This window comes from Novosphingobium sp. 9 (assembly GCF_025340265.1).
Lineage (GTDB): Bacteria > Pseudomonadota > Alphaproteobacteria > Sphingomonadales > Sphingomonadaceae > Novosphingobium.
On record NZ_CP022707.1, the window covers coordinates 401,374 to 426,711 of the forward strand.

General features: G+C 65.9%; 23 protein-coding genes, 1 tRNA gene and 2 pseudogenes. 13 read left to right on the plus strand and 13 right to left on the minus strand.

What is annotated here, in order from left to right:
- The 3 genes from petA to pepN all read right to left on the minus strand — a co-directional run bounded on the left by petA (position 1) and on the right by pepN (position 4,255).
- A complete protein-coding gene (petA, locus tag CI805_RS02020) occupies positions 1-534 on the minus strand; it encodes a ubiquinol-cytochrome c reductase iron-sulfur subunit (RefSeq protein WP_260925627.1) in 534 nt (177 codons plus the stop codon).
- A gap of 243 nt (positions 535-777) precedes the next feature.
- A complete protein-coding gene (gene pgeF, locus CI805_RS02025; RefSeq protein WP_260925629.1) occupies positions 778-1,575 on the minus strand; it encodes a peptidoglycan editing factor PgeF in 798 nt (265 codons plus the stop codon).
- Positions 1,576-1,603: 28 nt separating this feature from the next.
- Entirely contained in the window at positions 1,604-4,255 is a 2,652-nt protein-coding gene (pepN, locus tag CI805_RS02030) for an aminopeptidase N (protein WP_260925631.1), read from the minus strand.
- Between the two features lie 81 nt (positions 4,256-4,336).
- Between pepN and CI805_RS02035 the strand changes: the two genes are divergently transcribed.
- Complete coding sequence (locus CI805_RS02035; RefSeq protein ID WP_260925633.1) at positions 4,337-5,200, plus strand: SDR family NAD(P)-dependent oxidoreductase; 864 nt, start codon at positions 4,337-4,339, stop codon at positions 5,198-5,200.
- Here the strand turns inward: CI805_RS02035 and CI805_RS02040 are convergent.
- Positions 5,101-6,021, minus strand: a complete 921-nt coding sequence (locus CI805_RS02040; RefSeq protein WP_260925635.1) for a DMT family transporter — start codon at positions 6,019-6,021, stop codon at positions 5,101-5,103. The two genes, CI805_RS02035 and CI805_RS02040, sit on opposite strands and share 100 nt — an antisense overlap.
- A gap of 13 nt (positions 6,022-6,034) precedes the next feature.
- Positions 6,035-7,030, minus strand: coding sequence for a threonine aldolase family protein (locus CI805_RS02045; RefSeq protein WP_260925643.1), 996 nt, complete (start codon positions 7,028-7,030; stop codon positions 6,035-6,037).
- Positions 7,031-7,121: 91 nt separating this feature from the next.
- Here CI805_RS02045 and CI805_RS02050 point away from each other — a divergent pair, with 91 nt between their 5' ends.
- Positions 7,122-7,412 (plus strand): GNAT family N-acetyltransferase, encoded by a 291-nt coding sequence (locus CI805_RS02050; RefSeq protein ID WP_260925645.1) that lies wholly within the window; start codon positions 7,122-7,124, stop codon positions 7,410-7,412.
- A gap of 6 nt (positions 7,413-7,418) precedes the next feature.
- Here CI805_RS02050 and CI805_RS02055 read toward each other — a convergent pair.
- Together CI805_RS02055 and CI805_RS02060 are read right to left on the minus strand one after the other, a co-directional pair.
- Positions 7,419-8,656 (minus strand): annotated as a pseudogene (locus tag CI805_RS02055) (M20 family metallopeptidase).
- 588 nt (positions 8,657-9,244) lie between these two features.
- Positions 9,245-10,051 (minus strand): annotated as a pseudogene (locus tag CI805_RS02060) (lipopolysaccharide biosynthesis protein); the annotation flags it as partial.
- Positions 10,052-10,246: 195 nt separating this feature from the next.
- On the opposite strand from CI805_RS02060, the gene CI805_RS02065 reads away from it, so the two are divergent.
- Positions 10,247-11,005: a phosphocholine cytidylyltransferase family protein gene (locus CI805_RS02065; RefSeq protein ID WP_260925647.1), complete on the plus strand. Its 759-nt coding sequence runs from the start codon at positions 10,247-10,249 to the stop codon at positions 11,003-11,005.
- Between the two features lie 85 nt (positions 11,006-11,090).
- Positions 11,091-11,786: an SDR family NAD(P)-dependent oxidoreductase gene (locus CI805_RS02070; protein ID WP_260925649.1), complete on the plus strand. Its 696-nt coding sequence runs from the start codon at positions 11,091-11,093 to the stop codon at positions 11,784-11,786.
- A gap of 115 nt (positions 11,787-11,901) precedes the next feature.
- On the opposite strand, the gene CI805_RS02075 is transcribed toward CI805_RS02070, so the two are convergent.
- Together CI805_RS02075 and thrS are read right to left on the minus strand one after the other, a co-directional pair.
- Positions 11,902-12,573, minus strand: a complete 672-nt coding sequence (locus CI805_RS02075) for a spermidine synthase (RefSeq protein ID WP_260925651.1) — start codon at positions 12,571-12,573, stop codon at positions 11,902-11,904.
- A gap of 1 nt (position 12,574) precedes the next feature.
- A complete protein-coding gene (gene thrS / locus CI805_RS02080) occupies positions 12,575-14,599 on the minus strand; it encodes a threonine--tRNA ligase (protein ID WP_260925668.1) in 2,025 nt (674 codons plus the stop codon).
- A gap of 429 nt (positions 14,600-15,028) precedes the next feature.
- Between thrS and CI805_RS02085 the strand changes: the two genes are divergently transcribed.
- The 6 genes from CI805_RS02085 to CI805_RS02110 all read left to right on the plus strand — a co-directional run bounded on the left by CI805_RS02085 (position 15,029) and on the right by CI805_RS02110 (position 19,790).
- Positions 15,029-15,460, plus strand: a complete 432-nt coding sequence (locus tag CI805_RS02085; protein WP_260925670.1) for a hypothetical protein — start codon at positions 15,029-15,031, stop codon at positions 15,458-15,460.
- Positions 15,457-15,663 (plus strand): helix-turn-helix transcriptional regulator, encoded by a 207-nt coding sequence (locus CI805_RS02090; RefSeq protein ID WP_260925672.1) that lies wholly within the window; start codon positions 15,457-15,459, stop codon positions 15,661-15,663. The genes CI805_RS02085 and CI805_RS02090 overlap by 4 nt, the downstream gene beginning before the upstream one ends.
- A gap of 67 nt (positions 15,664-15,730) precedes the next feature.
- Positions 15,731-16,504 carry an alpha/beta fold hydrolase gene (locus CI805_RS02095; RefSeq protein ID WP_260925682.1) on the plus strand — a complete coding sequence of 258 codons (774 nt, stop codon included), beginning with the start codon at positions 15,731-15,733 and terminating at the stop codon, positions 16,502-16,504.
- 19 nt (positions 16,505-16,523) lie between these two features.
- On the plus strand, positions 16,524-17,489 hold the full coding sequence (locus CI805_RS02100; protein WP_260925684.1) for a hypothetical protein: 966 nt from the start codon (positions 16,524-16,526) through the stop codon (positions 17,487-17,489).
- The gene (locus tag CI805_RS02105) at positions 17,486-18,475 is read left to right on the plus strand and encodes an LLM class flavin-dependent oxidoreductase (RefSeq protein ID WP_260925686.1); all 990 of its coding nucleotides are present in this window, start codon (positions 17,486-17,488) and stop codon (positions 18,473-18,475) included. Before CI805_RS02100 ends, CI805_RS02105 begins: the two co-directional genes overlap by 4 nt.
- 61 nt (positions 18,476-18,536) lie before the next feature.
- Complete coding sequence (locus tag CI805_RS02110; protein ID WP_260925688.1) at positions 18,537-19,790, plus strand: NAD(P)/FAD-dependent oxidoreductase; 1,254 nt, start codon at positions 18,537-18,539, stop codon at positions 19,788-19,790.
- 7 nt (positions 19,791-19,797) lie between these two features.
- Here CI805_RS02110 and queG read toward each other — a convergent pair whose 3' ends face one another.
- Positions 19,798-20,877: a tRNA epoxyqueuosine(34) reductase QueG gene (gene queG, locus CI805_RS02115; protein ID WP_260925690.1), complete on the minus strand. Its 1,080-nt coding sequence runs from the start codon at positions 20,875-20,877 to the stop codon at positions 19,798-19,800.
- A 107-nt stretch (positions 20,878-20,984) separates the two neighbouring features.
- On the opposite strand from queG, the gene CI805_RS02120 reads away from it, so the two are divergent.
- From CI805_RS02120 to msrB, 3 genes are read left to right on the plus strand one after another with little or no spacing between them, the layout of a single operon-like run.
- Positions 20,985-21,950 carry an ABC transporter ATP-binding protein gene (locus tag CI805_RS02120; protein ID WP_260927709.1) on the plus strand — a complete coding sequence of 322 codons (966 nt, stop codon included), beginning with the start codon at positions 20,985-20,987 and terminating at the stop codon, positions 21,948-21,950.
- Entirely contained in the window at positions 21,947-23,200 is a 1,254-nt protein-coding gene (locus CI805_RS02125; RefSeq protein WP_260925693.1) for an ABC transporter permease, read from the plus strand. Before CI805_RS02120 ends, CI805_RS02125 begins: the two co-directional genes overlap by 4 nt.
- Positions 23,201-23,245: 45 nt before the next feature.
- On the plus strand, positions 23,246-23,737 hold the full coding sequence (gene msrB, locus CI805_RS02130; protein WP_260925695.1) for a peptide-methionine (R)-S-oxide reductase MsrB: 492 nt from the start codon (positions 23,246-23,248) through the stop codon (positions 23,735-23,737).
- An 18-nt stretch (positions 23,738-23,755) separates the two neighbouring features.
- On the opposite strand, the gene CI805_RS02135 is transcribed toward msrB, so the two are convergent.
- From CI805_RS02135 to CI805_RS02145, 3 genes are all read right to left on the minus strand, one after another.
- Positions 23,756-24,391: a PilZ domain-containing protein gene (locus tag CI805_RS02135; protein WP_260925697.1), complete on the minus strand. Its 636-nt coding sequence runs from the start codon at positions 24,389-24,391 to the stop codon at positions 23,756-23,758.
- Between the two features lie 204 nt (positions 24,392-24,595).
- A tRNA-Leu gene (locus tag CI805_RS02140) sits at positions 24,596-24,680 on the minus strand.
- A gap of 154 nt (positions 24,681-24,834) precedes the next feature.
- Complete coding sequence (locus CI805_RS02145; RefSeq protein WP_260927710.1) at positions 24,835-25,116, minus strand: integration host factor subunit beta; 282 nt, start codon at positions 25,114-25,116, stop codon at positions 24,835-24,837.
- Positions 25,117-25,338: the final 222 nt, after the last annotated feature.

Sequence of the window (25,338 nt, forward strand, 5' to 3'; positions counted from 1 at the left end):
TCAGCCGATCTTCACCACATGCGCCGAGGCGAACTGATAATCCGGCACCTGCAGGTTGAGCGGCGCCGGACCTTTGCGAATGCGCGCGGCGGTATCGTAGCTGGAGCCGTGGCACGGGCAAAAATAGCCGCCGAACTCGCCGCGCGGCTCGCCCTCACCCGCGCCCAGCGGCACGCAGCCAAGGTGCGTGCACACGCCCATGGTGATCAGCCAGTTGGTGTGGCCGGGCTTGGTACGCTGCGCCAGCGTCTCGGGATCGCGCAGGCTGGATAGCGGCACCGCATTGGCCATCTGGATCTCGTGCGGGGTCAGGTTGCGCACGAAGACCGGCTGCTTGCGGAACACCGCCTTGATCGCCTGTCCCGGCTTGATCGCGGAAATATCGACTTCGGTGGAAGAGGCCGCGCGCACATCGGCAGAGGCGGACATCTGGCCGACCAAGGGCACCAACAGGCTCAGCCCTCCGACACCGGCCGCGCTGACCGCTGCCACGTTGAGGAAATCGCGCCGCCGCACGCCACCCTGTTCTGCCATGGTTGCCTTGTCCTGTTCCAGACAGCCCACTCCCGGAACACAGCCGAGCTTTGGGGCCAATGACGACCCGATAGCCCGGTTGCTCCCAAAAATCTTGGTCTTCCTTTCACCTGACCGCACATTCGCGCGATCAGCCGAGGAGACCTTGGCCCCTATGGTTATACGGGAAAGACTAAAGTGCCAACCGGCTTTTTGCCCCCAACTATTCGAGTTCGGAGGCACCAGTTGGCACGGTAAATCCGATCAGTCCTGCGGCAGGGCGATCAGCGAAATCTGGCGGCCATAGTCGGCCTCACCAAGATGCGTGGCGCGGCGATACGAATAGAACGCCTGGGGATCGGCATAAGTATCCAGTCCAAGGCCTTCCACCCGTGCAATCCCGGCGCGTTTTAGTTGCGATGCAACAAAACCTTCGAGATCAAACTGATAGTGCGCCTCGCGCCCGGCCACGAAGAAGGCTTCGGTGGCGGGATCGCGACGCAGGAACTGGTCGCGGAAACCGCTGTCGACCTCGTAGGAGGCCTGCGCAATGCACGGGCCGACGGCAGCGACGATCCGCTCGCGCTTCGCGCCGCGCGCTTCCATCGCGGCGATGGTCGAATCGGTGATCCCGGCAAAGGCACCTTTCCATCCGGCATGGGCCGCCCCGACGACGCCCGCATCGCGGTCGGCGAACAGCACCGGCGCGCAGTCGGCGGTCAGGATACCCAGCACGATGCCGGGGCGGTCGACCACCAGCGCATCGGCCTTGGGGCGCTGGACCTCGTTCCACGGCTTGTCCCCCACCATCACGCAATCAGCGGAATGGATCTGGTAGACGCCCAGCAGCCGCGCCCAGGGCGCCACGGCCATCACCGCACGGTCGCGGTTTTCGGCCACCAGCGCCGGATCGTCGTTGGCCCCGAGGCCGCAGTTGAGCCCGGCGATCTCGCCGCCGCTCACCCCGCCCCGGCGCCCGAGGAAGCCATGCGGCACGCCTTCGAGGCACGGCGCCTGAAAGACCTGCACCGGGCCGGACACGTCGATATCTGCACTTTTCATCGCGCCAGTTCCGATCTCGCCTCCGACCTCAACCAAGGCTCTTGCTCGCCTGCTCGAAGACATCGCGCGACAGGCCCGCCTGCGCGACGATCTTTTCCAGCTCCTCGCGCATCAGCGCGGCGCGGACCGGCTCGATCCGGCGCCAGCGCCCCAGCGCAGGCACGAAGCGCGCCGCCGTCTGCGGGTTCACCGGATCGAGGCGGCGGATCAGATCGCCGATGGTGCGATAGCCCTCGCCGCTGGCATCGTGGAAAGCGCCCGGATTGACCGCCAATGCCATATAGAGCGCGCGCACGCGGTTGGGATTGCCCATGGTGAACGCAGGGTGCTTTGCCAGTTCGCGGACGTGGTCGAGCACGCGCGGGTGCAGCGATCCGGCCTGAAGCGAGAACCACTTGTCCACCACCAGCGCATTGTCGGCATAGCGCGCATAAAAGTCGGCCAGCGCCTCCTCGCGCTCGGGCGCATCGAGCCCGGCGAGCACCATCAGCGCGCCCTGCCGGTCGGTCATGTTGTCCGCCGCGCGGTACTGCGCCATGGCGCGCGCCGCCGTCTGCTGCGGCTGGCCCGCCGCGAGATAGACCAGCGCCTGCGTCTTCACCTTGCGCGCGCCGCGAGCGGCAGCCTCACGCGAATAGGGTACGGCGCTGGCGCGGTCGTGCATCGCCGCGAGCGCCTCGGCACAGGTCCGGCCCAGCCACGCCTTCAGCGCCTCGCGCTCGGCATGGATCGCGGAGGGATCGCTGACGAGGATCTGCTCGGCCAGATAGGCGACCGAAGGCAGGATCATCAGTTCGCCGCGCATCAGATCGTCGAGCGCCTCATCGGCGAGCACGGCCGCGAAGGCCTGTCCGATCGCCTGCTGCCCGGCCTCGCGCGCCTCGTCGGACAGTGCCCCATCGACGGCGGCCACAAGGTGGCGGACGACGAGGCTCTGCATCGCTTCGTAGCGCGCGAAAGAATCGTCATCGTGCGCGGCCAGGAACACGAGGTCCGCCGGGTCGCGGTCCATCTCGATGGCGACGGGCGCGGAATAACCGCGATTGATCGAGACGACAGGCGCGGTCTTGAAACCGGCGAACGCGAAGCTGTCCTCGGCCTTGGTCAGCACGATCAGTTGCTCGCCCGAATGGGTGCCGGTGGCACGGTCGAACAGAGCGACGCGCAGGGGTATCGGCATCGGCTGCTTTTCGGGCTGGCCGGGCGTGGCAGGCACCGCCTGTGTCAGCGTCAGCACCGTCTCTGTCCCGTTCTGTACCTGTTCAACCCGCACCTGCGGCGTGCCTGCCTGCGAATACCACAGGCGGAACTGCGTCAGGTCCAGCCCGGCGCCGTCCTCGATCGCCTTGACGAAATCCTCGCAGGTCGCGGCCTCGCCATCGTGCCGCTCAAAGTAAAGATCGGTGCCTTTGCGGAACCGCTCTGCGCCCGCCATGGTGCGCATCATGCGGATCACCTCGGCGCCCTTGTTATAGACGGTCGCAGTGTAAAAGTTGCTGATTTCCTGATAGGAATCGGGACGGATCGGATGCGCGAGCGGGCCGGAATCCTCGGGGAACTGGGCACTGCGCAAAATCCGCACGTCTTCGATCCGCTTGACCGCCTCGCTGCCCATGTCGGCGCTGAACAACTGGTCGCGCAGGACGGTGAAGCCTTCCTTCAACGAAAGCTGGAACCAGTCGCGACAGGTCACGCGGTTGCCCGACCAGTTGTGGAAGTATTCGTGCCCGATCACGCCTTCGACGGCATCGTAATCGCCGTCGGTCGCAGTGTCAGGGTCGGCCAGAACATAGCGCGTGTTGAAGACGTTGAGGCCCTTGTTCTCCATCGCGCCCATGTTGAAATCGGACACGGCAACGATGTTGAACAGGTCGAGATCGTACTCGCGACCGAAGGTTTCCTCGTCCCATTTCAGCGAGTTGACCAGCGATTCGAGGGCATGATCGGTGCGCCCCTCATCGCCCGGACGAACCCAGACGTTGAGGTCCACCGTGCGTCCGCCCATCGTCTGGAAGGTGGTGTGATTGGCGATCAGGTCGCCCGCCACCAGCGCGAAAAGATAGCTCGGCTTGGGCCAGGGGTCATGCCACTCGGCCCAGTGCATACCGTCCTCGCCCTCACCGCTCGCGGTGCAGTTGCCGTTGGCCAGCAGGATCGGGAACGTCGCCTTGTCGCCACTCATCCGCACCGAATAGGTGGAGAGCACGTCGGGGCGGTCGGGGAAGAAGGTGATGCGGCGGAAGCCTTCCGCCTCGCACTGGGTGCAGAGCATCCCGTTCGAGGCATAGAGCCCCATCAGCTGGCTGTTCGCCGCCGGATTGAGCGCGGTTTCCACGGTTATTTCATGCGCATCGCCGCTCAGTTCGACGAGCAGATCGTCTCCATCGAGGCGCCAGTCGTTCACGGCCTCGCCATCGACCGCAACGGCCACCGGCACGATCTGGTCGCCATTGAGGCGCAGCGTCGAGGTGCCGTTCCCGGCGGGGTTGCGCTGGACCGAAAGCTTCGCGACCACCCGCGTCGCATCGAGGCCCAGTGCGAAATCGAGCGCGATCTCGGGCACCAGCCACGCGGGCGGCTGATAATCCTCGCGCCGGATCACCGCCGGGGTCTGCGGCGGCGGAGCGGCGTCCGCGACCTGGGTGTCTTCGGGCTGCGAGGGTCTGCTGGCGATATCCATGCCTCGTACTTAGGCCATCGCCACACGATTGCCAGCCGTGACTTGACGGAAGGGCTCGCTTGCGGGGACATGGACGACGCCATGCCTGCAACCTCCCCCCGTCCCCGCCTGTTCATCTTCGGCCTCGGCTATACCGCCACGCGGATCGCCCGCGATGCGACGGCCCAGGGGTGGGAAGTGGTCTCGACCGGTCGCGAAGGTACGCTTTCCTTCGATGACGAGGGGAGCGTGCGGCTGGCGCTGGCGGATGCGGACCATGTGCTTTCTTCTGTGCCGCCGGGACGCGAGGGGCGCGGCGAGCCGCTCGATCCGGTGCTGGAGCGCTACGGCGCGGCGCTGGCAGGCAAAGCGCTGAGCTATCTCTCCTCCACCGGCGTCTACGGCGATACCGGCGGCGCCTGGGTGGACGAAAGCGCGCCCACGGGCGGCGGGCGGCGCTCTGCCCGTAGCGAGGCGGATGCGGCATGGCTGGCGCTGGGCGCGCGGGTCCACCGCCTGCCGGGCATCTATGGCCCCGAACGCAATATGCTGGAGCGGGCAGCGCAAGGCCGCGCGCATCGCATTGACCTGCCCGATCAGGTGTTCAGCCGGGTCCATGTCGATGACATCGCACGCGGCGTCGTGGCCGGGTTTGCCGCGCCGTCAGGGGCCTACAACCTTGCCGACGATATGCCGTGCCCGCAGAACCGCGTGGTCGAGGAAGCCTGCCGCCTGCTCGGCATCGCCCCGCCGCCGGTGCTGCCGCTCGACGAGGCCCAGCTCTCGCCGATGGCGCGGGCGTTCTATGCCGAGAACCGCCGCGTCGCCAACGGCAAGGCCAGGCGCGTGCTCGGCTGGTCCCCGCGCTATCCCGATTTCGCGGCAGGCCTGCGCGCGCTCAGCGCCACGACCAGCCCGACTGTCGCCAGCGCGGCGCCAAGCCCGGCGAGCAGCGTCCAGCGATAGCCCTCGAACACCGTCGAGATCAGCATCGCGACGACGACGACCGCCACCCCGTTATAGGCCGCACGCCCCGGCCCCAACTGGCGCACCAGCGTGTAATAGAGCGGGAACGTCACGACCGAGCCTGCGAAGGCAAGGTAGGCCGTGCCCCACCAGAAGGTCGCGCCTTGCGGGATCACCGGCGCGCCGACCGTGACGGAGGCCAGCACCGCGTCGATCAGCGTGCCGTAGAGCATCGCCCAGGCCAGCAGGCTGACCATCGGCAGCGAGCGCCCGGTCTCGTTCGCCTGCATCACGTTGGCGAACGAGGCGCAGAGCATGGCGATCACCGCGAAGACGATGCCGGAGATCACGCCGCCGCCCATCGGCGCATCGCGCGCCTCGTGGATCAGCAGCAGGGCTATCCCGGCGATAGCGATGGCGCTGCCTTGCAGGAACCGCCTCGTCACCGGCTGCCCCAGCCACAGCCGCGCCAGCACCGCGTTGGGCACCAGCATCAGCGAGATCATCACCGCGACGATGCCCGAAGTCAGGTGCTCCTCGGCCAGATAGACGAAGTTGTAGTTCCCGCAGAACTGCAGTGCGCCCATCATCAGCGCCAGCCGGTGCCCAGCCATGCCGAGCGACAGCGACTTGCGCATGATCAGCGCCACTGCGAACATCGCGGGCGTCGCCATCGCGAAACGATAGGTCACCGACCACGCCGACGGCACCTGCCCTATCTGCCCGGTGATGACCCACCAGGTCGATCCCCAGATCATGCAGACCAGCAGGAACGGCAGCGCCACCTGTGGCCGCAGCAGCGAGGCCCCCTCCTCGCGCATTGTCGCCAGCCCCCTAGAGCGCAGCGATGGCGCGCGCGAGCGCCGTCGCATGTTCGGGAACGGTGTCCCACGCGGTCACGATCCGGGCGGTCGTCTCGTCCCAGTCGTAGAACGAGAAGCCCTGTCCGCGTAAGATCGCCCGCTCATCGGCATTGAGACGCAGGAACACCTCGTTCGCCTCAACCGGATTGACCAGCCGCCCGGCAGCCGAGGCGGCGATTTCCGCTGCCGCTGCATTCGACGCGCGGGCGTTATCGAGCCACAGGTCGTTGTCGAGCATCGCCAGTATCTGCGCGGCAAGGAACCGCCCCTTCGATTGCAGGTGCCCCGCGCGCTTGCGGCGATAGCGGGCGACTTCGACAAGGCCGGTGTCGAAGAACACGATGGCTTCGGAACAGAACCCGCCGTTCTTGACGAAACCGAAGCTCAGCGCATCGGCATCGCCCACCCCCTCTGCAGGTGAAACGCCCAGCGAGGCGACTGCATTGGCGAAGCGCGCGCCGTCGACATGGAACTTGAGGCCGCGCTCGCGCGCAAGACCGGTCAGCGCGGCGAGTTCGGCGGGAGTATAGACGCAGCCGGCCTCGCTCGCCTGCGTGATCGAGATGGCGTGCGGCTGGACCTGATGAACGCTGGGATTGATCGCCTCGATCACCGCGCGCACCGAATCGGGTGTCAGCTTGGCATTCTCGCCTCCGCCGAGCAGCAGCTTGGCGCCATGGAGGTAAAAGCCGGGCGCTCCGCCTTCGTCGTTCTCGATATGGGCATCGGCGTGGCAGACCACGCCGCCGTGCGGCGCGACCATGGTCGACAGCGCGATGCAGTTGGCCGCCGTCCCGCTCGCCACCCAGATCGCGGCGCATTCGCGCCCGAACAGCGCCGAGAACCGCGCGTCGAACTCGCGGCTGAGCGCATCGTTATCGTATGGCGGCTGCGGCGCGTCGGCGGCCTGCATCGCCTCCCAGACCTTGGGGTGAACTCGGGCGGCGTTGTCGGAAAGGAACTGCATGGCCATATGGGTTAGGCAGTGCTGCGGCGCCGTCAAGCGTCCGGTTGCACTGCAGCACGGTATTGCAGCAACAAAATCAAGGATCTTGCCCATGGTCGGCGTGACGATCACCAAGCACGAAAAGCCCGGCGGCGGCGAATATCGCGCCCATGTGGCCGACAGCGATGCCCTCGGCCTGCTCACCTGGACCAAGCGGGACGGCGTTCACTACGCCGATCACACGCTGGTCCCGACCGAGATCGGCGGGCGCGGCGTGGCGGCAAGACTGGTCGAAGCGCTGGTGGCCGACGCGCGCGAGAACCATTTCCGCATCGCGCCGACGTGCTCTTATGTGGCCGCGATGTTCAAGCGCCATCCCGAATGGGACGACGTGAAGGCCTGATCGCCATCAGAACCCGCCGTTGGCGAGGAACGTCTCGGCAAGGCCTGCCAGAAATGCCGAGCCGCGCGGCAGGACCGTCTCGTCCACCATCATGCGGGTGGAATGAATGCCGCTGGCCGCGCTCCAGTCTGCATCCTCTTTCGCCACGCCAAGGAAGAACATCGCGCCGGGGACTTTCTCCAGCACATAGGAGAAGTCCTCCGCCCACATGATCGAATCGGGCAGGCGACGGAAGCAGTCCGCGCCGAACATCGTGCCCGCCAGCCCTTGCGCGAAATCGACCGCGCGCGCATCGCACATCGTCACCGGGAAGCCGTCCTTGATGGTGACTTTCGCGCTGAGGCCATGCGCCGCAGCGATGCCCTCGGCCAGACGGGGCAACTCGGCCTTGAGGCGCGCACGATTGGCAGGCGACAGCGTGCGCATGGTGCCGACCAGCTTCGCGCTGTCGGGGATCACGTTATGCGCGCTGCCCGCCTCGATCTTGGCTATCGTCACCACCACCGGATCGAACACCGGATAGCGCCGCGCCACCATCGTCTGGATCGCCGCGACGATCTCGCAGGCGACCGGCACCGGGTCCTGCGTGAGATGGGGCGTGGAGGCATGGCCCCCGCACCAGACACCTCGATACCGATCTCGTCCGCCGCTGCCATCAGCGGCCCGGCGCGCCCGGAGATTGAGCCATGCGGGGCATTGGGCATGACGTGAAAGGCGAATGCGGCATCGGGCAGCGCACGGTCCGTGCCCTCGCCGCCCAGCAGTCCGTCCTCCAGCATGAAGCGCGCGCCGTGATAACCTTCCTCGCCCGGCTGGAACATGAAACGGACCTCGCCCGCCAGCGTATCGGCGCGACCGCACAGCACGCGCGCCGCGCCCGCCAGCATAGCAGTATGAGCATCGTGTCCGCAGGCATGCATCTTGCCGGGCAGGGTCGAGGCGAAGTCCAGCCCGGTCTCCTCGGGCATCGCCAGCGCGTCCATGTCACCGCGCAGCAGCACACAGGGGCCGTCACCCGCGCGGCCTTTCAGCGTGGCGACGAGACCTGTGGTCGAGGGGCCTTCGACCCATTCGAGCGGCAGGTCGGCCAGCGCCTCCCGCACCTTGTCGCGCGTCCTGGGCGTATGCAGCCCCAGTTCGGGTTCGGCATGGATCGCGCGGCGCAGCGCCACGATGTCCGGCGCCAGCGCCTGTGCATCGGCGAGCAGCGAGGGAGAGACGAGATCGGTGACGGGGGCGTTCATGCCGGGCATGATACCCCTCAGGGGCCGACTGTCGAGGGGGCCGCGCGGCCGCGTGTCAGTCCGCCGAAGCCGGTATCGCGCGCCGTGCCATCCCCGCAGCGTATTCCACGCCATCACGCCCATCGCGAGGTACGAGACGAACCCGCCCAGCGCCACGGCCCAGGCCGCCCCCACCGCGCCCATCGGCAGGAACAGGTAGAGCCCCACGCCCAGCGCGCCCAGCGCGATCACCCGCGCGGTCAGCGAAAGGCGCGCATTGCCGGTCGAGTGCAGCACCGGCTCGAACACCACGCTCGCCAGATCGAAGCTGGAGGCCAGCGTCAGCGGCACGAGAATTGCCGCACCGCCCTCGAACGCCTCACCCGCGATCAGTTCGAGCAGCGAGCGCCCCGCCGTCAGTGCCACGCCCACCACGACAAGGCCTGCGAGGCCCGCATAGAGGCTGGTCTGCAAGGCGAGGCGGCGGAACTGACGAAGATCGGCACCGGCATGGACCCGCGCGACTTCGGAATAAACCGTGCGCGTCAGCAGGCTGGAGAGCTTGCTCAGCGCCTGCGAAATCTGCGAGGCCAGACGATAGAGACCCGCCGCCTTGGTGGAGACGAAGGCGCCGACCGCCAGCAACGGCCCGTTGCGGGTGAGGGCATCGACGGTCGAGCCCCAGAAGGTCACGAAGAAGAAGTGCCCCACCCGGTCATTCTCGCGCAACGCCTCGCGCCAGCGCCACAGGTTGGCCAGGTTGATCGCCTCGGGGCACAGCCGTCTGGCCGTGATCCAGTACAGCGCCGCCTCGATCAGGTCGATCACCGCCCAGGCCAGCAGGTAGCGCTGCACCGAAGGGCCGGTCGCCCAGATCAGCAGCGCAGCCAGCAGGCGCCCCACCGGCACCACCGCCTCGACGTAGACCGAGCGGTCGAACCGGTCCAGCGCACGCACGATGCCGGTCGGCGCCGACACCAGCGCCCAGAGCGAGGCGCAGCTGAACCAGAACGCCGTGTCGATATATTCGGGATTGAGCGAGAGCTGGTGCGAAAAGCCGTAGATCACGATGGCCGCGATGCCGCAGCCAATCACCGCGCCGACAAGGTCCAGCATACCGCACAGCATCGCCAGCCGCCCGAAGCGCCCCCAGTCCCGGTTATGGACGTGATCGCTGCCATAGCGCACCACCACGCGCCAGGTCTGGAAGCCCGCGATCGCGATCAACGCCTGCGCGGTGCCGAAAATCAGCGAGAAGTGTCCGAAGTCCTTGAGCCCCAGCGTGCGGGTCAGGATTGCCAGATAGGCAAGCCCGCACACGGCACCAAAGCCCTTGCCGCCCAGCAGCCATGCGGTGTTCTTGAGGATCCGGCGCAGCGGAGTCGATTCCGCGTCGGCTTCGCGAGTGGCAGTCATGACCCGGCATGTGGACGAGCGAACCGGCAGAGGCAAGCCGCGCCTTTTGCCTCCTGATCGCCCGTTGACCTGCTTCGGTACACCGCCCCGGCCTTTCCTCGCGGAACATCAAGCGTTAGAGGGCTGCAACATATCACCCGATTTTCCCCGAGTACCGGCGCTGTGGCGCAAGGTTCTCTGCCGAGGCACCCGTTTATGATCGAACACGCCATTCTTCTCAGCGCCGGACAGGGCTCGCGCCTGCTGCCGCTCACCGCCGAGCGGCCCAAGTGCATGATCGACTTCTCCGGCAAATCGCTGATCGCATGGCAGATCGAAATGCTGGCGCGCGGCGGCTTCAAGCGGATCGATATCGTCACCGGCTTCATGACCGACATGCTCGACGAGCATCTCGCCGCGATCGAGATCCCCGGCGTCGAGATCAAGACCTTCTACAACCCGTTCTTCAAGGTGGCCGACAACCTCGGCTCGTGCTGGATCGTGCGCCACCGCATGCAGGGCGACTTCGTGATCCTGAACGGAGACACGCTGGTATCGGAAGAGATCGTCGCCAAGGTGCAGGAAGGCGCACTGGCGCCGGACGGCAAGCCCTGGCCGATCACCGTCACCGTGGACGTGAAGGCCGACGGCTACGACAGCGACGACATGAAAGTGGAGCGCGAGGCCGATGGCCGCCTCGTCCACATCGGCAAGACGCTGACCGCCGCCCAGTCCAACGCCGAATCCATCGGCTTCCTCGCCTTCCGGGGCGAGGGCGTCGACCTGTTCCGCGAGACCGTGCGCAAGGTCATGCGCACGCCCGAGGGCGTCCAGCACTGGTATCTGAAAGTGATCGACTGGATCGCGCCGACGATGCAGGTCGGCACCGTCTCGATCGAGGGCCTCGGCTGGGGCGAGGTGGACTTCCTCAACGACATCGAAGTCGCAACGAAGCTTACCGACAGTTGGGTGTAAGTGGCTTAGGGAATTGGAAAACGGAACTGGCGGACGGTGATAGCCGTCCCCAGATAGCAGGGAACCTTGGAGACAGGAGCCTGCCATGACCGAACCCACCCTGCTTATCGTCGGCGCTTCGCGCGGGCTTGGCCTTGGCCTTGCGAGTGAATTTCTGGCGCGCGGCTGGCGCGTGATCGGCACCGTGCGCAGCGGCTCGCGCACGCCCCTGCACGATCTGGCCGAGACTTGCGCCGGACGTCTGATCGTCGAGACGCTGGACATCAACTCCGCCGATGAAACGGATGCCCTGCTCGAACGGCTGGTCAGCCAGACGCTCGACATGCTGTTCGTCAATGCGGGCACGACCAACGAAGAACCCGACACACCGGTCGGAGACGTATCCGTCGATGTTTTCCAGCACGTGATGCTGACCAACACCTTTGCGCCCATGCGGGTGATCGAGGCCTTGCAACACCTTGTCCCGGCAAGCGGCCTCATCGGTGTCATGTCGTCCGGGCAGGGGAGCATCGCCAACAACGAAGTGGGCCTGCGCGAGGTCTATCGCTGCTCGAAGGCGGCGCTCAACATGGCAATGCGCAGCTTCGCCGCACGCGAGAAGGATGCCTCCCGCGCGCTGCTGACACTGGCGCCCGGATGGATTCGCACCGATCTCGGCGGTGCAGACGCGCCCTATACGCTGGAAGACTCGCTGCCGATCCTGGCCGACATCATCGAGGGCAAGCGCCAGCGCCCCGGCCTCGAATATCTTGATCGCTTCGGCAAGGTCGTGCCCTGGTGATACCAAAGCTGGGATGAGCTTTACTCACCGCAGCTTTGGTCAAGCCCTTGTGGCGCTTGAACATTTCCAAGGCGTGATGCGCCAGCATCTCAGCGCCTTGGTATAAGACCCGACCTCAGGCGACCTTCGAGAACCAGATCGTGTGCTTGGCGCCCTTGCCGTTGCTGCGGGCGTGGACGCGGCGCTCCTCGACCGTGAAGCCGTTGCGCTCCAGACGGCGGGCGAAGGCCGGGTCCGGGCCTGCCGACCAGATCGACAGCACCCCGCCGGGCGTCAGTGCCGCGCGGGCGGCGCGCAGGCCTGCCTTGGAATAGATCACGTTGTTGTCCTCGCGCACAAGGCCGTCCGGGCCGTTGTCGACATCGAGCAGGATCGCATCGTATTCGCCGCGCGCGCCGTCGATCATCTGCGCAACATCGCTCATCACGAGGTTCACGCGCGGATCGTCGAGGCAACCGGCAGCGAGGTCCGCCATCGGCCCGCGCGCCCATTCGATGATCTCTGGCACGAGTTCGACCAGCGTGATCTTCGCATCAGCGGGCAGCAGCTTGAGCGCTGCGCGCAGTGTGAAGCCCATGCCATAGCCGCCGATCAGAATGTGCGGGCGCTTGGCGTGGGCGATGCGTTCGATCGACTGCACCGCCAGCGCCTCTTCCGAGCCCCACTGGCGCGAACTCATCAGTTCGTTGTGCCCCAGCACGATCATGAAGTCCTTGTCGTGCCGGAACAGTTCGAGCTTCTCACCACCCGGCACCCAGGCCGCGTCGAGGAGTTCGCGCTGGATCATGTCAGGCGTCCTTTCCGCGAAGGTCAGGCGCGGTTGCCTCGGCCTTGAGCAGGGCAATCGCCTCGTCGAGCGACATGACCTTCTGGTGCTCGGCGCCCAGCGTGCGCAGGGCGACGGTGCCTTCCTCGGCCTCGCGCTTGCCGACGACCAGCAGGTGCGGAACCTTCTTCAGCGAATGCTCGCGCACCTTGTAGTTGATCTTCTCGTTGCGCAGATCGGTCTCGACACGAACGCCCGCCGCCTTCAGCTTTTCCATCACCTCGTAAGCATAGGGATCGGCGTCCGAAACGATGGTGGCGACCACCGCCTGCACCGGCGCGAGCCAGACCGGCAACTTGCCCGCGAAGTGCTCGATCAAGATGCCGATGAAGCGCTCGTAGGAGCCGAAGATCGCGCGGTGGAGCATGATCGGGCGGTGACGGTCGCCGTCCTCGCCGATGTACGAGGCGTCGAGACGCTCGGGCAGCACGCGGTCGGACTGGATCGTGCCGACCTGCCAGGTACGGCCGATCGCGTCGGTCAGGTGCCATTCCAGCTTGGGCGCATAGAACGCGCCTTCGCCCGGCAGCTCCTCCCAGCCGTATTCCGGCGTCGCAAGGCCGGCGTCGGACACCGCGTTGCGCAGCTCCGTTTCGGCCATGTCCCACATCTCTTCGGTGCCGAAGCGCTTTTCGGGGCGCAGTGCCAGTTTGATCGCGTAGGTGAAACCGAAGTCCTTGTAGACGCGGTCCGCCAGTTCGCAGAACGCGCGCACTTCGGCGACGATCTGGTCTTCGCGGCAGAAAATATGCGCATCGTCCTGCGTGAACTGGCGCACGCGCATCAGGCCATGGAGCGCGCCGTGCGGCTCGTTACGGTGGCAGCAGCCGTTCTCGTAGATGCGCAGCGGCAGTTCGCGGTAAGACTTGATGCCCTGACGGAAGATCAGCAGGTGCGCCGGGCAGTTCATCGGCTTGAGCGCCATCCACTCGGCCTCGTCCGAAACGATCGGGCCTTCGTCCTCGACGTTGGGCACTTCGTCGGGGATGACGAACATGTTCTCGCGGTACTTGCCCCAGTGGCCGGACTGCTCCCACTGGCGCGCGTCCATGACCTGCGGGGTCTTCACTTCCTTGTAGCCCGCCCCATCGATGGCGCGGCGCATGTAGGCTTCCAGCTCGCGCCAGATCACATAGCCCTTGGGGTGCCAGAACACCGAGCCATGCGCTTCGGACTGGAGGTGGAACAGGTCCATCTCCTGACCCAGACGGCGGTGATCGCGTTTGGCGGCCTCTTCAAGGCGCGTCAGATGCTCGTTCAGCTGCTTCTTGTTCAGCCAACCGGTGCCGTAGATGCGCGTCAACTGCGCGTTCTTCTGGTCGCCGCGCCAGTAGGCGCCCGAGACGCGCGTCAGCTTGAAGGCGGCCGGATCGAGCTTGCCGGTCGAGGGCAGGTGCGGACCGCGGCACATGTCGAGCCAGGCACCTTGCGAGCCGGGCTGGCCCGACCAGTAGACGGTCAGTTCTTCGCCCTCAGGGAGTTCGGCAGCCCATTCGGCCTTGAAGCGCTCACCTTCCGAGGTCCAGCGCTCGATCAGCTGCTGACGGCTCCAGACTTCGCGGACCAGCGGCTTGTCGGCCTTGATGATCTCGCGCATCTTCTCCTCGATCGCCGGGAGATCGTCCATCGAGAACGGCTCGCGGCTTTCGGGCGCCATCACATCGTAATAGAAACCGTCGTCGGTCGCCGGGCCGAAGGTGATCTGCGTGCCGGGGAACAGCGCCTGCACCGCTTCGGCCAGAACGTGCGCATAGTCGTGCCGCGCCAGTTCCAGCGCATCCGCCTCATCGCGCGAGGTCACGAGAGCGAGGTTCGCATCGCCTGCGAAGGGTCGGGTGAGATCGACCAGTTCCCCGTCGATCCGCGCGGCGATGGCCGCCTTGGCAAGGCCGGGGCCGATGGCGGCGGCGACGTCTGCCGGGGTCGAGCCTTCGGGCATCTCGCGGACGGAACCGTCGGGCAGGCTGATCTTGAACATCTCGGACATGTGCGAACTCATCTTTCGTTTGCCCCATGCCATACCAACGGCATGTGGGCGTCAAAGCGTCATGGACCCGGACTCTTTCAGGAACCGGGCTTTGCAGCGCGCCATGGCACAGGCGCGCCGCCGGGTGAAGGTGCGGCGTCGTCTAAAACGGCTTCGTTTGGGGAGAGAGACGCCAGCCCCGCCCGAAATTCCGGGCGACGGCAGCGCGGCGACTTCAGACCGCGACCGACCGTGCCCGGTGGCACCGGGTGGTGGTAGTGGTCTGGGTAGGGCGCGCCTGCGTCATGCCGGGCGATGTAGCGCCAATGCGGCAGGAATCCAAGGATATTGGCGCATCCAAGGCCGAAGCCCTCACCTAATGTCAATGACACTTGACATCGTTGCATCAAAATGACAAGTTTACTTTACCAACAAACAAGGAGGCTTGTCATGACATCCTGCAATCCTTTCACGCAACCCAGGAATCCCGCCTACAAACGCTATGCGCGCCGTATGGCCGTCAGTGCCGTGCTCTATACCGGTGCCATCGTTGCGGCGTCCTCTCTGCTCCACAAGCACAGCACGGCCTCGGTCGGCACGATCGCCATCGCGCTGCTGCCGGGCCTTGCGGTGCTGGGCATGCTCTGGTCGATCGCGCGGCTGTTCCTCGAACTCGACGACGAATATCTGCGCATGCTCGAAGTGCGCAAGGCGATGATCGCCACCGGCCTGACCCTCGCGATCTGCAGCGTCTGGGGCATTCTGGAAATCTATACCAACGTCCCACGCCTGCCGCTGTTCTTCGTCTTTCCGCTGTGGGCGGTCTGCCTGTTCGCCGGTATGGCGGCCAACGCATGGGGCACGCGCGGAGGCGCCAAGTGAAGAACCGCCTCAAAGTCCTGCGCGCCGAACGCGGCTGGAGCCAGCAGGACCTCGCCGAGCGTCTCGGCGTCAGCCGCCAGAGCGTGAACGCAATCGAGACCGGCAAATACGATCCCTCGCTGCCGCTGGCCTTCCGCATCGCCGACCTGTTCGACCTCGCCATCGAGGCGATCTTCCTGCGCGAGGACGCAGCAGACATCTGATCCTCCCGTACAATCGCTTACCTTTCGAGACTTGCCCTTGCCGCCGCGCATCCCCAGATGGCGGGCCATGACCGAGACTGTCGTTCCCTTCCCGCCGCAATACCTCACCCTCGCCGACGGGCGCCGCATTGCCTATCGCTTCACGGCCGGCGCCGGCCCCGCCATCGTGTTCCTGCCCGGATACCTTTCCGACATGACCGGATCGAAAGCGCTGGCCCTCTTCGCGATGGCCCAGGCGAACGGGCGCGCCTGCCTGCTGCTCGACTATTCGGGCTGCGGCGAAAGCGGCGGCGAATTTGCAAACGCCACCCTTTCGCGCTGGCGGGACGAGGTGATCGCGCTGATCGAGGCGCTGGAACTGGACGAGGTCGTCCTTGTCGGCTCCTCGACCGGCGGCTGGCTGATGCTGCTGGTGGCCGAAGCCCTGCCCGATCGCGTGCGCGGTCTGGTCGGCATCGCGCCTGCGCCCGATCATACCGATTGGGGCATTGCGCAGATGGACAAGGCGCTGCTGGCCGATGGTGCAACGCTCTGGGAAGAGAACCCATACGGCCCCGAGCCCACGCCGACGCATCCCGGCTTCTGGGCGGACGGTCAGGCCAACCTCATGCTCGATCGCGAAATCGCTTTCGACGGCCCGGTGCGCCTGCTCCACGGCCAGCGCGATACCGATGTGCCCTTCGACATTTCCCTGCGCCTTGCCGAGCACCTGCGTTCATCCGAGGTGCAGGTCACGCTCATCAAGGACGGCGATCATCGCCTTTCGCGCGAATCCGATATCCGTCTGCTGCTGGGCACCGTTGCGCACCTGATCCTGACGCACGAACCAGCCGCGACCTGACCCGAAAGACCTGCCCGCCATGCCGTTCCCCCTGCTCTTCGCGCCGCTGATGATGCTTCAGGTCGATCCGATCACCGGCATGCAGACCGGCCCTTCGGCGCTGCCCGAAGAGATCATCGAGAAGAAGGCCAATCAGGCCCGCAAGCGTGAGCAGGACGCGGCAGATGCCGCCGCTTCGGCGCCGCTTTTGCCGCAGCCCAAAGCGGCGTCAGGCTGTATCGACGCGGTCGATGCCGACCCCGAGCAGGCCGTGGACGTTGCCGAAAAGGCCATGTCCAGCGCGACCGGCGCCGTCCGTGTACGCGCCGGGATGTGCCTGGGCCAGGCTTACACCGCGCTCGACCAGTGGCCTGACGCCCAGCGCGCCTTCACGCAGGCACGCGATGCGGCCGATGCCAGCGACCATGCCAGCCGCGCCCGGCTTGGCGCGATGGCAGGCAACGCGGCACTCGCGGCCAACGACCCCACCGTTGCGCTCGCCCTTCTCGGCGATGCCGAAACCGACGCCAAGGCGGGCAGCGACGGCAGCCTCGTCACCTCGATCGACCTCGACCGTGCCCGCGCGCTGGTCGCCGTGGGACAACCTGTACAGGCCGGAGTCGTATTGGCGGAGCGTCGTCAGGCCGATCCGAATAACGCGCAAGTCTGGCTGCTCTCGGCCACGCTTTCGCGCCGTCTCGGCAACCTCGCCGAAGCCCAGACCCAGATCGAGAAGGCCGGGGCGCTTTCCCCGCCCAAGTCGCCTTATGGCGCCGCCGTCGGACTTGAGGCAGGCGCCATCGCCATGCTCTCCAAGCACGAGGATGCCGCCCGCAAGAGCTGGCAGTCGGTGATCCAGGCCGATCCCGACAGCGACGAGGCGCAGACCGCGCGCGATTACCTCAGCCAGCTAGACCAGATCGATGCGCAGGGACCGGCGACAAGCGCTGCAGCCGCCAAGACCGCCGCTCCCGCCCAGCAAGGGACACCCGCGAAACCGAAATGACAATTCCCCTCTCCCTGCTCGATCTCGTTCCCGTCCGTGAGGGCGAGAGCATCTCCTCGGCCCTCGCTGCAACCACCGCGACCGCGCAGGCTGCCGAGAAAGCCGGCTACTCGCGCTTCTGGGTGGCAGAGCATCACGGGATGGACGGGATTGCGGGAGGCGCGACTTCGGTCGTGCTCGCACATCTTGGCAATGCGACCAGCACGATCCGCATCGGCGCGGGCGGCATCATGCTGCCCAACCATACGCCTTATCTGATCGCCGAACAGTTCGGCACGCTCGCGGCGCTGTTTCCCGGCCGTATCGACCTTGGACTCGGGCGCGCAGCAGGCGCCGATGGGCGCCTCGCACAGGCGCTGCGCAAGGATATCGTCGGCGCGGCGGAGCGCTTCCCCAACGATATCGTCGAACTGCAGGCCCGCTTCGGTGGGCAGGCGGTGGGCGGCGTCGCCTCGCCGCAGGCCTCGGGCGCGGACGTGGCGATCTGGGTGCTCGGCTCCAGCCTGTTCGGCGCGCAGCTCGCCGCCGTGCTCGGCCTGCCCTACGCCTTTGCCTCGCACTTCGCGCCAACGCACCTCGACGAGGCCGCGCGCATCTATCGCGAGCGGTTCCAGCCCTCGGCCACGCTCGACAAGCCGCACTTCATGGCCGCGATCAACGTGCTGGCCGCCGATACCCGCGAAGAGGCCGAATATCTCGCTTCTTCCACCGACCAGAGCTTCGTTGCCCTGCGCTCGGGCCAGCCGCTGCGCCTGCCGCCGCCGATCCGCGACTATCGCGCCAGCCTGCCTGCCGCCGCGAATGCCATGCTGGAGCAGGTCCGCTCCGTGCGCGCCGTCGGCACCCCGCAGGACGTGCGGGAAAGCATCGAGGCCTTCGTCGAACGCACCGGCGCCGATGAAGTGATCTGCGCCTGCGCGACCTACGATCCACAGGCCCAGATCCGCTCGCTGGAATTGACCATGGATGCACTGAAACACAGTTGAAACAGCCCGTTCGCATTACGGGCATTGACCGGGCCGCGCATTTGCGGCCTACACCCCGGCCATGACGCATAGAGACGTAATCATCGTGGGCGCGGGGCATGGCGGTGCGCAGTGCGCCATTGCGCTTCGGCAGAACGGCTTTTCAGGCAGCGTGACCGTGATCGGGCGCGAGCCGGAGTATCCTTACGAGCGCCCGCCGCTCTCCAAGGAATACTTCGCGCGCGAGAAGACCTTCGACCGGCTCTATATCCGCCCGCCGACGTTCTGGGCGGAGAAGGACGTGACCTTCCGCCTCGGCATCGAAGTGGTGAAGGTCGATGCGGCGGGGCATTCGGTGACGCTCTCCGATGGTGAGACGATGACCTACGGCACGCTCGTCTGGGCGACCGGCGGCGATCCGCGTCGCCTCTCGTGTGCGGGCGCGGAACTCGCAGGCATTCACGCCGTGCGCACCCGCGAGGATTGCGATACGCTGATGGCCGAAGTCGATGCCGGCGCGAGGAAGATCGTCGTCATTGGCGGCGGCTATATCGGGCTGGAGGCGGCGGCTGTGATGGCCAAACTGGGCCTTGAGGTGACGCTGCTCGAAGCGCTCGACCGGGTGCTGGCGCGCGTGGCCGGAGAGGCGCTCTCGGCGTTCTATCAGGACGAGCACCGCGCCCATGGCGTAGACCTGCGCATCGGCGCGGCGGTCGAGGGCCTCGAAGGCGACGGCAAGCGCGTGACCGGCGTGCGCCTGGCCGATGGCGAGGTCCTGCCCGCCGACGCCGTGATCGTGGGCATCGGCATCGTGCCTGCCGTCGGCCCGCTGATCCTGGCAGGCGCGAGCGGGGCGAACGGCGTCGATGTCGACGAGTTCTGCCGCACCTCGCTGCCCGACATCTATGCCATCGGCGACTGCGCGGCCTTCGCCTGCGACTTTGCGGGCGGGCGCGTGATGCGCGTGGAATCGGTGCAGAACGCCAACGACATGGCGACCAGCGTGGCCAAGGCGATCTGCGCCGCGCAGGCCGATGAAGGAGGCGCGAACGAGCCTGCCCCCTACAAGGCCTTCCCGTGGTTCTGGTCGAACCAGTACGACCTGAAACTGCAGACCGCCGGGATCGGTGCGGGTCACGACACCGCCGTGCTGCGCGGCGATCCGGCCACGCGGGCGTTCTCGGTGGTGTACCTGAAAGACGGCCGCGTGCTCGCCATCGATGCCGTCAACCGGGTGAAGGACTACGTGCAGGGTCGCAAGCTGATCGAGGCGGGCACGAAAGTCGATCCCGATGCGCTGGCGGACATCGAGACCAACCTCAAGGACCTGATGTAACGGACTCTCAGGCCTTCTGCCGATCCTGCAATCTCTCCAAGGCCCACTTAGCTGCATCGGCGACGGCTTCATCCTCGTCGCCGAGCAGTGCTTCCACCAGCGGCGACAGCTTTGCCAGACCGCTGTTGCCTGCCGCATAGAGGCAGTTGCGTACGAACCGGTTGCGCCCCACCCGCTTGATCGGCGAGCCCGAGAACAGCTTGCGAAAGCCCGCATCGTCCAGCGTCAGCAGATCGGCAAGCTCCGGCGCGGTCAGTTCGGCTCGCGGCAGAAACGCCTTGATGCGATGCGCGGTGTCGGCGAACTTGTTCCACGGGCAGACCGCCAGACAATCGTCGCAGCCATAAATACGATTACCCAGCGCTGCCCGGAATTCCTCGGGCACCGGCCCCTTGTGCTCGATCGTCAGATAGCTGATGCAACGCCGCGCATCCAATCGGTAGGGCGCCGGAAACGCCGCTGTCGGGCAGGCGTCCTGACAGGCGCTGCACGATCCGCAGCGATCGCGACCCGGCGTTGAAAGGGCCAGATCGAGGCTGGTGTAGATTTCGCCCAGAAACAGCCACGAGCCTTCCTCGCGGCTGACCAGATTGGTGTGCTTGCCCTGCCAGCCCAGCCCTGCTGCCTGCCCCAGCGGCTTTTCCATCACCGGCGCGGTATCGGTGAACACCTTCACCTCGGCATCGGGTATCCCCCGCTTCGCAGCCTCGCTCACCAGCCAGCGCGCCAGATGCTTGAGCGCCTTCTTCACGACATCGTGGTAATCCGCGCCTTGCGCATAGACCGAGATGCGTCCGACCTGCGGCTCAGCCTCCAGCCGCAGCGGATCGAGCGCGGGGGCATAGCTCATTCCCAGCGCGATGACGCTGCGCGCCTGCGGCCACAGGCCCTGCGGCGAGCGGCGGTGATGGAGGCGATCGGCCATCCACTCCATCGAGCCATAGGCGCCCTCTGCCAGCCATTCTTCCAGTCGCGCCGCCCGCACTTCGTCCTCGCGCGCCGACGCGATACCGAAAGCCGCGAAGCCCAGCGCACGCGCCTCTGCCTCAAGGTCTTTCGCCAGCAATTCGAGCGCGGTGGTCGTCACGCTTGCAAGGGTTCCTTTCACAGGGCACCGTCTTATCGGGCACCCGGCGGCGGCCCATAGGAGATAGTACGGTGAGCGACAACGTAGCAGATGGGCCGGGCAATGCGATGCTGGCAGAAACGCCCCCCTCCGACCGGCCGCTCGCGATAGAAGCGCGGGGCCTGATCAAGCGCTTCGAGGGCACCACTGCTGTCAACGGTGTCGACATTTCCGTGCCCGAAGGGGCGCTCTACGGCATTCTCGGCCCCAACGGCGCGGGCAAGACCACGACGCTGCGGATGCTGCTGGGCATCATCGACCCGGACGAAGGCTCGCGTCGTGTGCTGGGCGCCGCAAACCCGCAGGATGTCGCGCGGCTGATCGGCTACCTTCCCGAAGAGCGCGGCCTCTATCCCGCCATGAAAGCGGTGGAGGCGATCGCCTTCCTGGGCGCACTGCGCGGCCTGCCCCTGAAGATCGGGCGCGAACGCGGCCGGGCCCTGCTGGAAGAGCACGGCCTTGGCCATGCCGCCGACCGGCAGATCCGCCAGCTCTCCAAGGGCATGGCGCAACAGGTGCAGATTCTGGGCACCTTGGTCCATCATCCCCGCCTCGTCATCTTCGACGAGCCTTTCTCCGGCCTCGATGCAATCAATCAGGGGCGGCTCGAAGAGACCATGCGCGCGCTGGCGGCAGCCGGCACGACCGTGATCTTCTCAACCCATGTCATCGCCCATGCCGAGCGCCTGTGCGACGATGTCGCGATCATTGCGGGCGGCCGCGTTCCCTTCGCCGGACCGGTCGATGTCGCGCGCGACCGTATCCGCCCGCGCGTGCGGCTGGAAACCCGCGATCCCGAAGGCCCCTGGCGCCACGTCCTGCCCGCCGATACCCGGCGCGAGGGGCGCTATCACCTCTTCGCCCTGCCCGAGAGCGGCATCGAGCCGCTGCTGCGTGCCCTGATCGAGGGCGATGCCGGTATCCTCTCGCTGTCGATCGAGCGGGCCGGGCTGCACGATGCCTTCGTCTCCATCGCCGGAGAGGCCGCCGCGCGGGCGCTCACACAATCCGCCACCGAAGGAGACGCCGCATGAAGGGCCGCCTGCCGATCCTCTCCGCCGCCTTCGTAGTTGCGCGGCGCGACTTCTTTGCGATCCTGCTCAGCCGCAGTTTCCTCTGGTTCCTGTGCGGGCCGCTGTTCCCGGTCGTTATCCTCGCCCTCGCCCATGGACTGGGCTCGCATGCAGAAAAGAGCGTGTCACCGCCTCAACTGGGCATCGCCATGCAGTCTGCCGACGTGGACGCCGTACTGGGCGCATACGATCGCCTGAAGCCAGAATTCGCTGCCGTCCTGCCGGATCTGACAGTGGTGCAGCGGCTGGCACCGGGGCAACATTTCGATCCCGGTCTCGCGCTGCGCAACGGCAAGGGCGAAGTCGCCGCGATCCTCTCGGGCACACCTGCCGCCCCGCGCCTCACCGGCACGCGAGGCCGCCTCGAAGACTGGCGCGGTCCAACGGCGCTGCTGGCACAGGCTGCAAAAACCGGGCCCGATGCCCGTTACCCATCGGTTACGCTGGTGACGACCACGACATCGGGCGCCAGCCAGCATGCCGGAGAGCTGGCGACCGCGAAAGGCGCACAGACCCTTCTGTTCCTGTTGACGATGCTGCTGGCGGGCATGGTCCTCTCCAATCTGGTGGAGGAAAAAGGAAACAAGATCATCGAAGTTCTGGCGGCCGCCATTCCGATGGATGCGGTCTTCATGGGCAAGCTGTTCGCGATGCTGGGAATATCGCTGGTCGGCATTGCCTGTTGGGGATCGTTGGCCGGCGCGATCCTGATCGGCGGTCATGTCTCGTTGACACTGCCTACTCCTGCCGTGGGCTGGCCCGCTCTCTTCGCGCTTGGCGCCATCTATTTCATGCTGGCCTATCTGCTGCTGGGATCGGTATTCCTGGCCATAGGCTCGATGGCGACAACGGTGCGCGAAGTGCAGACGCTGTCGATGCCCGCCTCGATGATGCAACTGGTGATCTTCTTTCTGGCGACCTTTGCGGTTACCGTGCCCGGCAGCCCCGGCGAGATCGCCATCTGCCTCTTCCCGTTCAGTTCCCCCTATGCGATGCTCGCCCGCGCAGCGCAGGATCCCAGGCTTTGGCCGCATCTGCTGGCCATCGCATGGCAAATCGCCTGGGTGATCGTCCTGATCCGGTTCGGCGCGCGCCTCTTCCGCAAGAGAGTCATGAAATCGGGCCCGGCACCTGTCCGAAAGAGCCTTGCCGCACGCATTTTACGTATGATCGTCGGGCGCTCCGCCAGCAAAAAACCTGCGCCCCATTGACTTCGCGCCGCGCGACGCGATCTCCTGTAACGAGGAGATCGCGCCATGCCCCGATCATTCGATCAAATATCGCTGTCCCGCCGCACCTTGCTTGCAGCCATGGGCTCTGCCAGTGCGCTCGCCATCGCAGCTCCGGCAAAGGCGCGCAGCTATCCGGTCAACTTCACCGAAGACCAATGGCGACAACGCCTTACGCCCACGCAGTTCGCAATTCTGCGAAAAGCCGGCACCGAGCGCGCTTATTCCTCGCCGCTCAACGGCGAGCATCGATCCGGCACTTTCGTCTGTCCTGCAGATCGCAACCCGCTCTTTTCATCAAAGACCAAGTTCGACAGTCACACCGGATGGCCCAGCTTCTGGAAACCCCTGCCCGGCGCAGTGCTGACCGCGACCGACCGGACTTTCGGCATGGTGCGAACCGAAGTGCGATGTTCGCGCTGCGGCGGCCATCTGGGCCACGTTTTCGACGACGGGCCACCACCAACCGGCAAGCGTTATTGCATGAACGGCGCAGCGATGATCTTCACTCCGGGCTGAACCCAAACTCCCACGGTATCAGGGCGCCTCGGTAAAGCTCATCGCCTGCACGCGAGCCGAACGTTCGGCCAGTTCCTCCAGGCTCATCAACTGCGTGAAAACGAGCCCATAACCCGGATGACGGCGCCAGCAGACGGTGGCGTCGAAGGGTGGCAGGCCTTCCGCTTCCAGCCGCATGCGCTGACCGATGGCGAGATGGCGCTGGGTCTCGACCCCGGCGCCCTGCCGCGAAAGGTCAACGATCATCGCCGCGTGCGGTTCTCCGGCTATCATCAACCGGGCCGGATGACGCAGGCGCAGGCGGATCGGGCGCTTGGGATAGGGGCCACCCTCACCGATAAAGCGCTGAACGTCTATAGGATCGAGAAAGCGGAACCCGGCTTCGCCATCGCGGGCCCATACCATGTCGAGGGCGAAAAGATCGCCGGTCGCCATTTCCAGCGAAAGCCCTGTCATCCGGGAGAGGTCGTTGAACAGTTTCAGCCGCACGCCGCTTTCGGATACGTCGCGCACGATACAGAGGAACTCGCCCTGATCGCCTATCAGCTTCGCGCTACGCAGCAAGAGCGCAAAGCGCGGCCGCTCGCGAAGCTCCGCACCGCTGGGCGCGACTTCGGCCGGGTAAACCGGATCGAAACCACCGACGTGCTCCATGACCTTGCCATACCCCTTTGCCCATCCGCACAGCGGTGCGGACGAAAAAACGGTCCACTAACGCATGGCCACCCGATTCTTTGAAACTACATGCTGATGCCGCAGCCCGTGTTTTACGGTATCGCAAATTTAAAAAGTATTAATATTTGCAGGAGCACTTCGCAGGACAGCTGTCAGAACTTGCACAAGGCTTTGAAAAACCACTGGTGCGGGCGGCGGGACTCGAACCCGCACTGGGAAGCCCAAACGGATTTTAAGTCCGCTGCGTCTACCATTCCGCCACGCCCGCCCGGTGATTGCCTGCCCGATGCCGGGCACGGCTGGCAGCCCATACCAGCGTCTGCGCAGACCGCAAACGCGTTCACGGAAAATCCGTCAAAATCACACACTTTATGCAATTCTCCAGTGCCCTGCCCCCCAGACACGGAAAATCGCCTAGCGTATCATTCGGCGTTGAGGCGCTCGCGGATTTCCTTGCCGGGCTTGAAATAAGGTACGCGCTTGGCGGGCACTTCCACGCTGTCACCCGTGCGGGGGTTGCGGCCGGTACGACCTTCGCGTTCCCGCGTGGAAAACGCGCCGAAGCCACGCAGCTCGACACGGCCGCCATCGGCCAGTCGCTGGGTGATCTCTTCGAAGAAAGTATCGAGTGCGCGCTCCACATCCTCGATGCGCAGTTCCGGATTTTCCTTTGCCAGCACATGCAGCAGTTCCGAGCGGATCATCGGTGTCACCCCCAAAAAAGTTTCAAAGCCACGCGAATCATTATCTTGCGCGAGTGCTACATCCTGCGCGCTTTCAAAGTGCCACTGGACCCTGAACTGCGCAATGGGCAAGGTATTTCCACGTTTTCCGATACCTGTGCCATAGTTGGAACGCACAAGGTCCGGTTTCGCTCCCATTTACACCGTCGCGCGGGTTGATAACCTCCCCGTTTCAGATCGGCG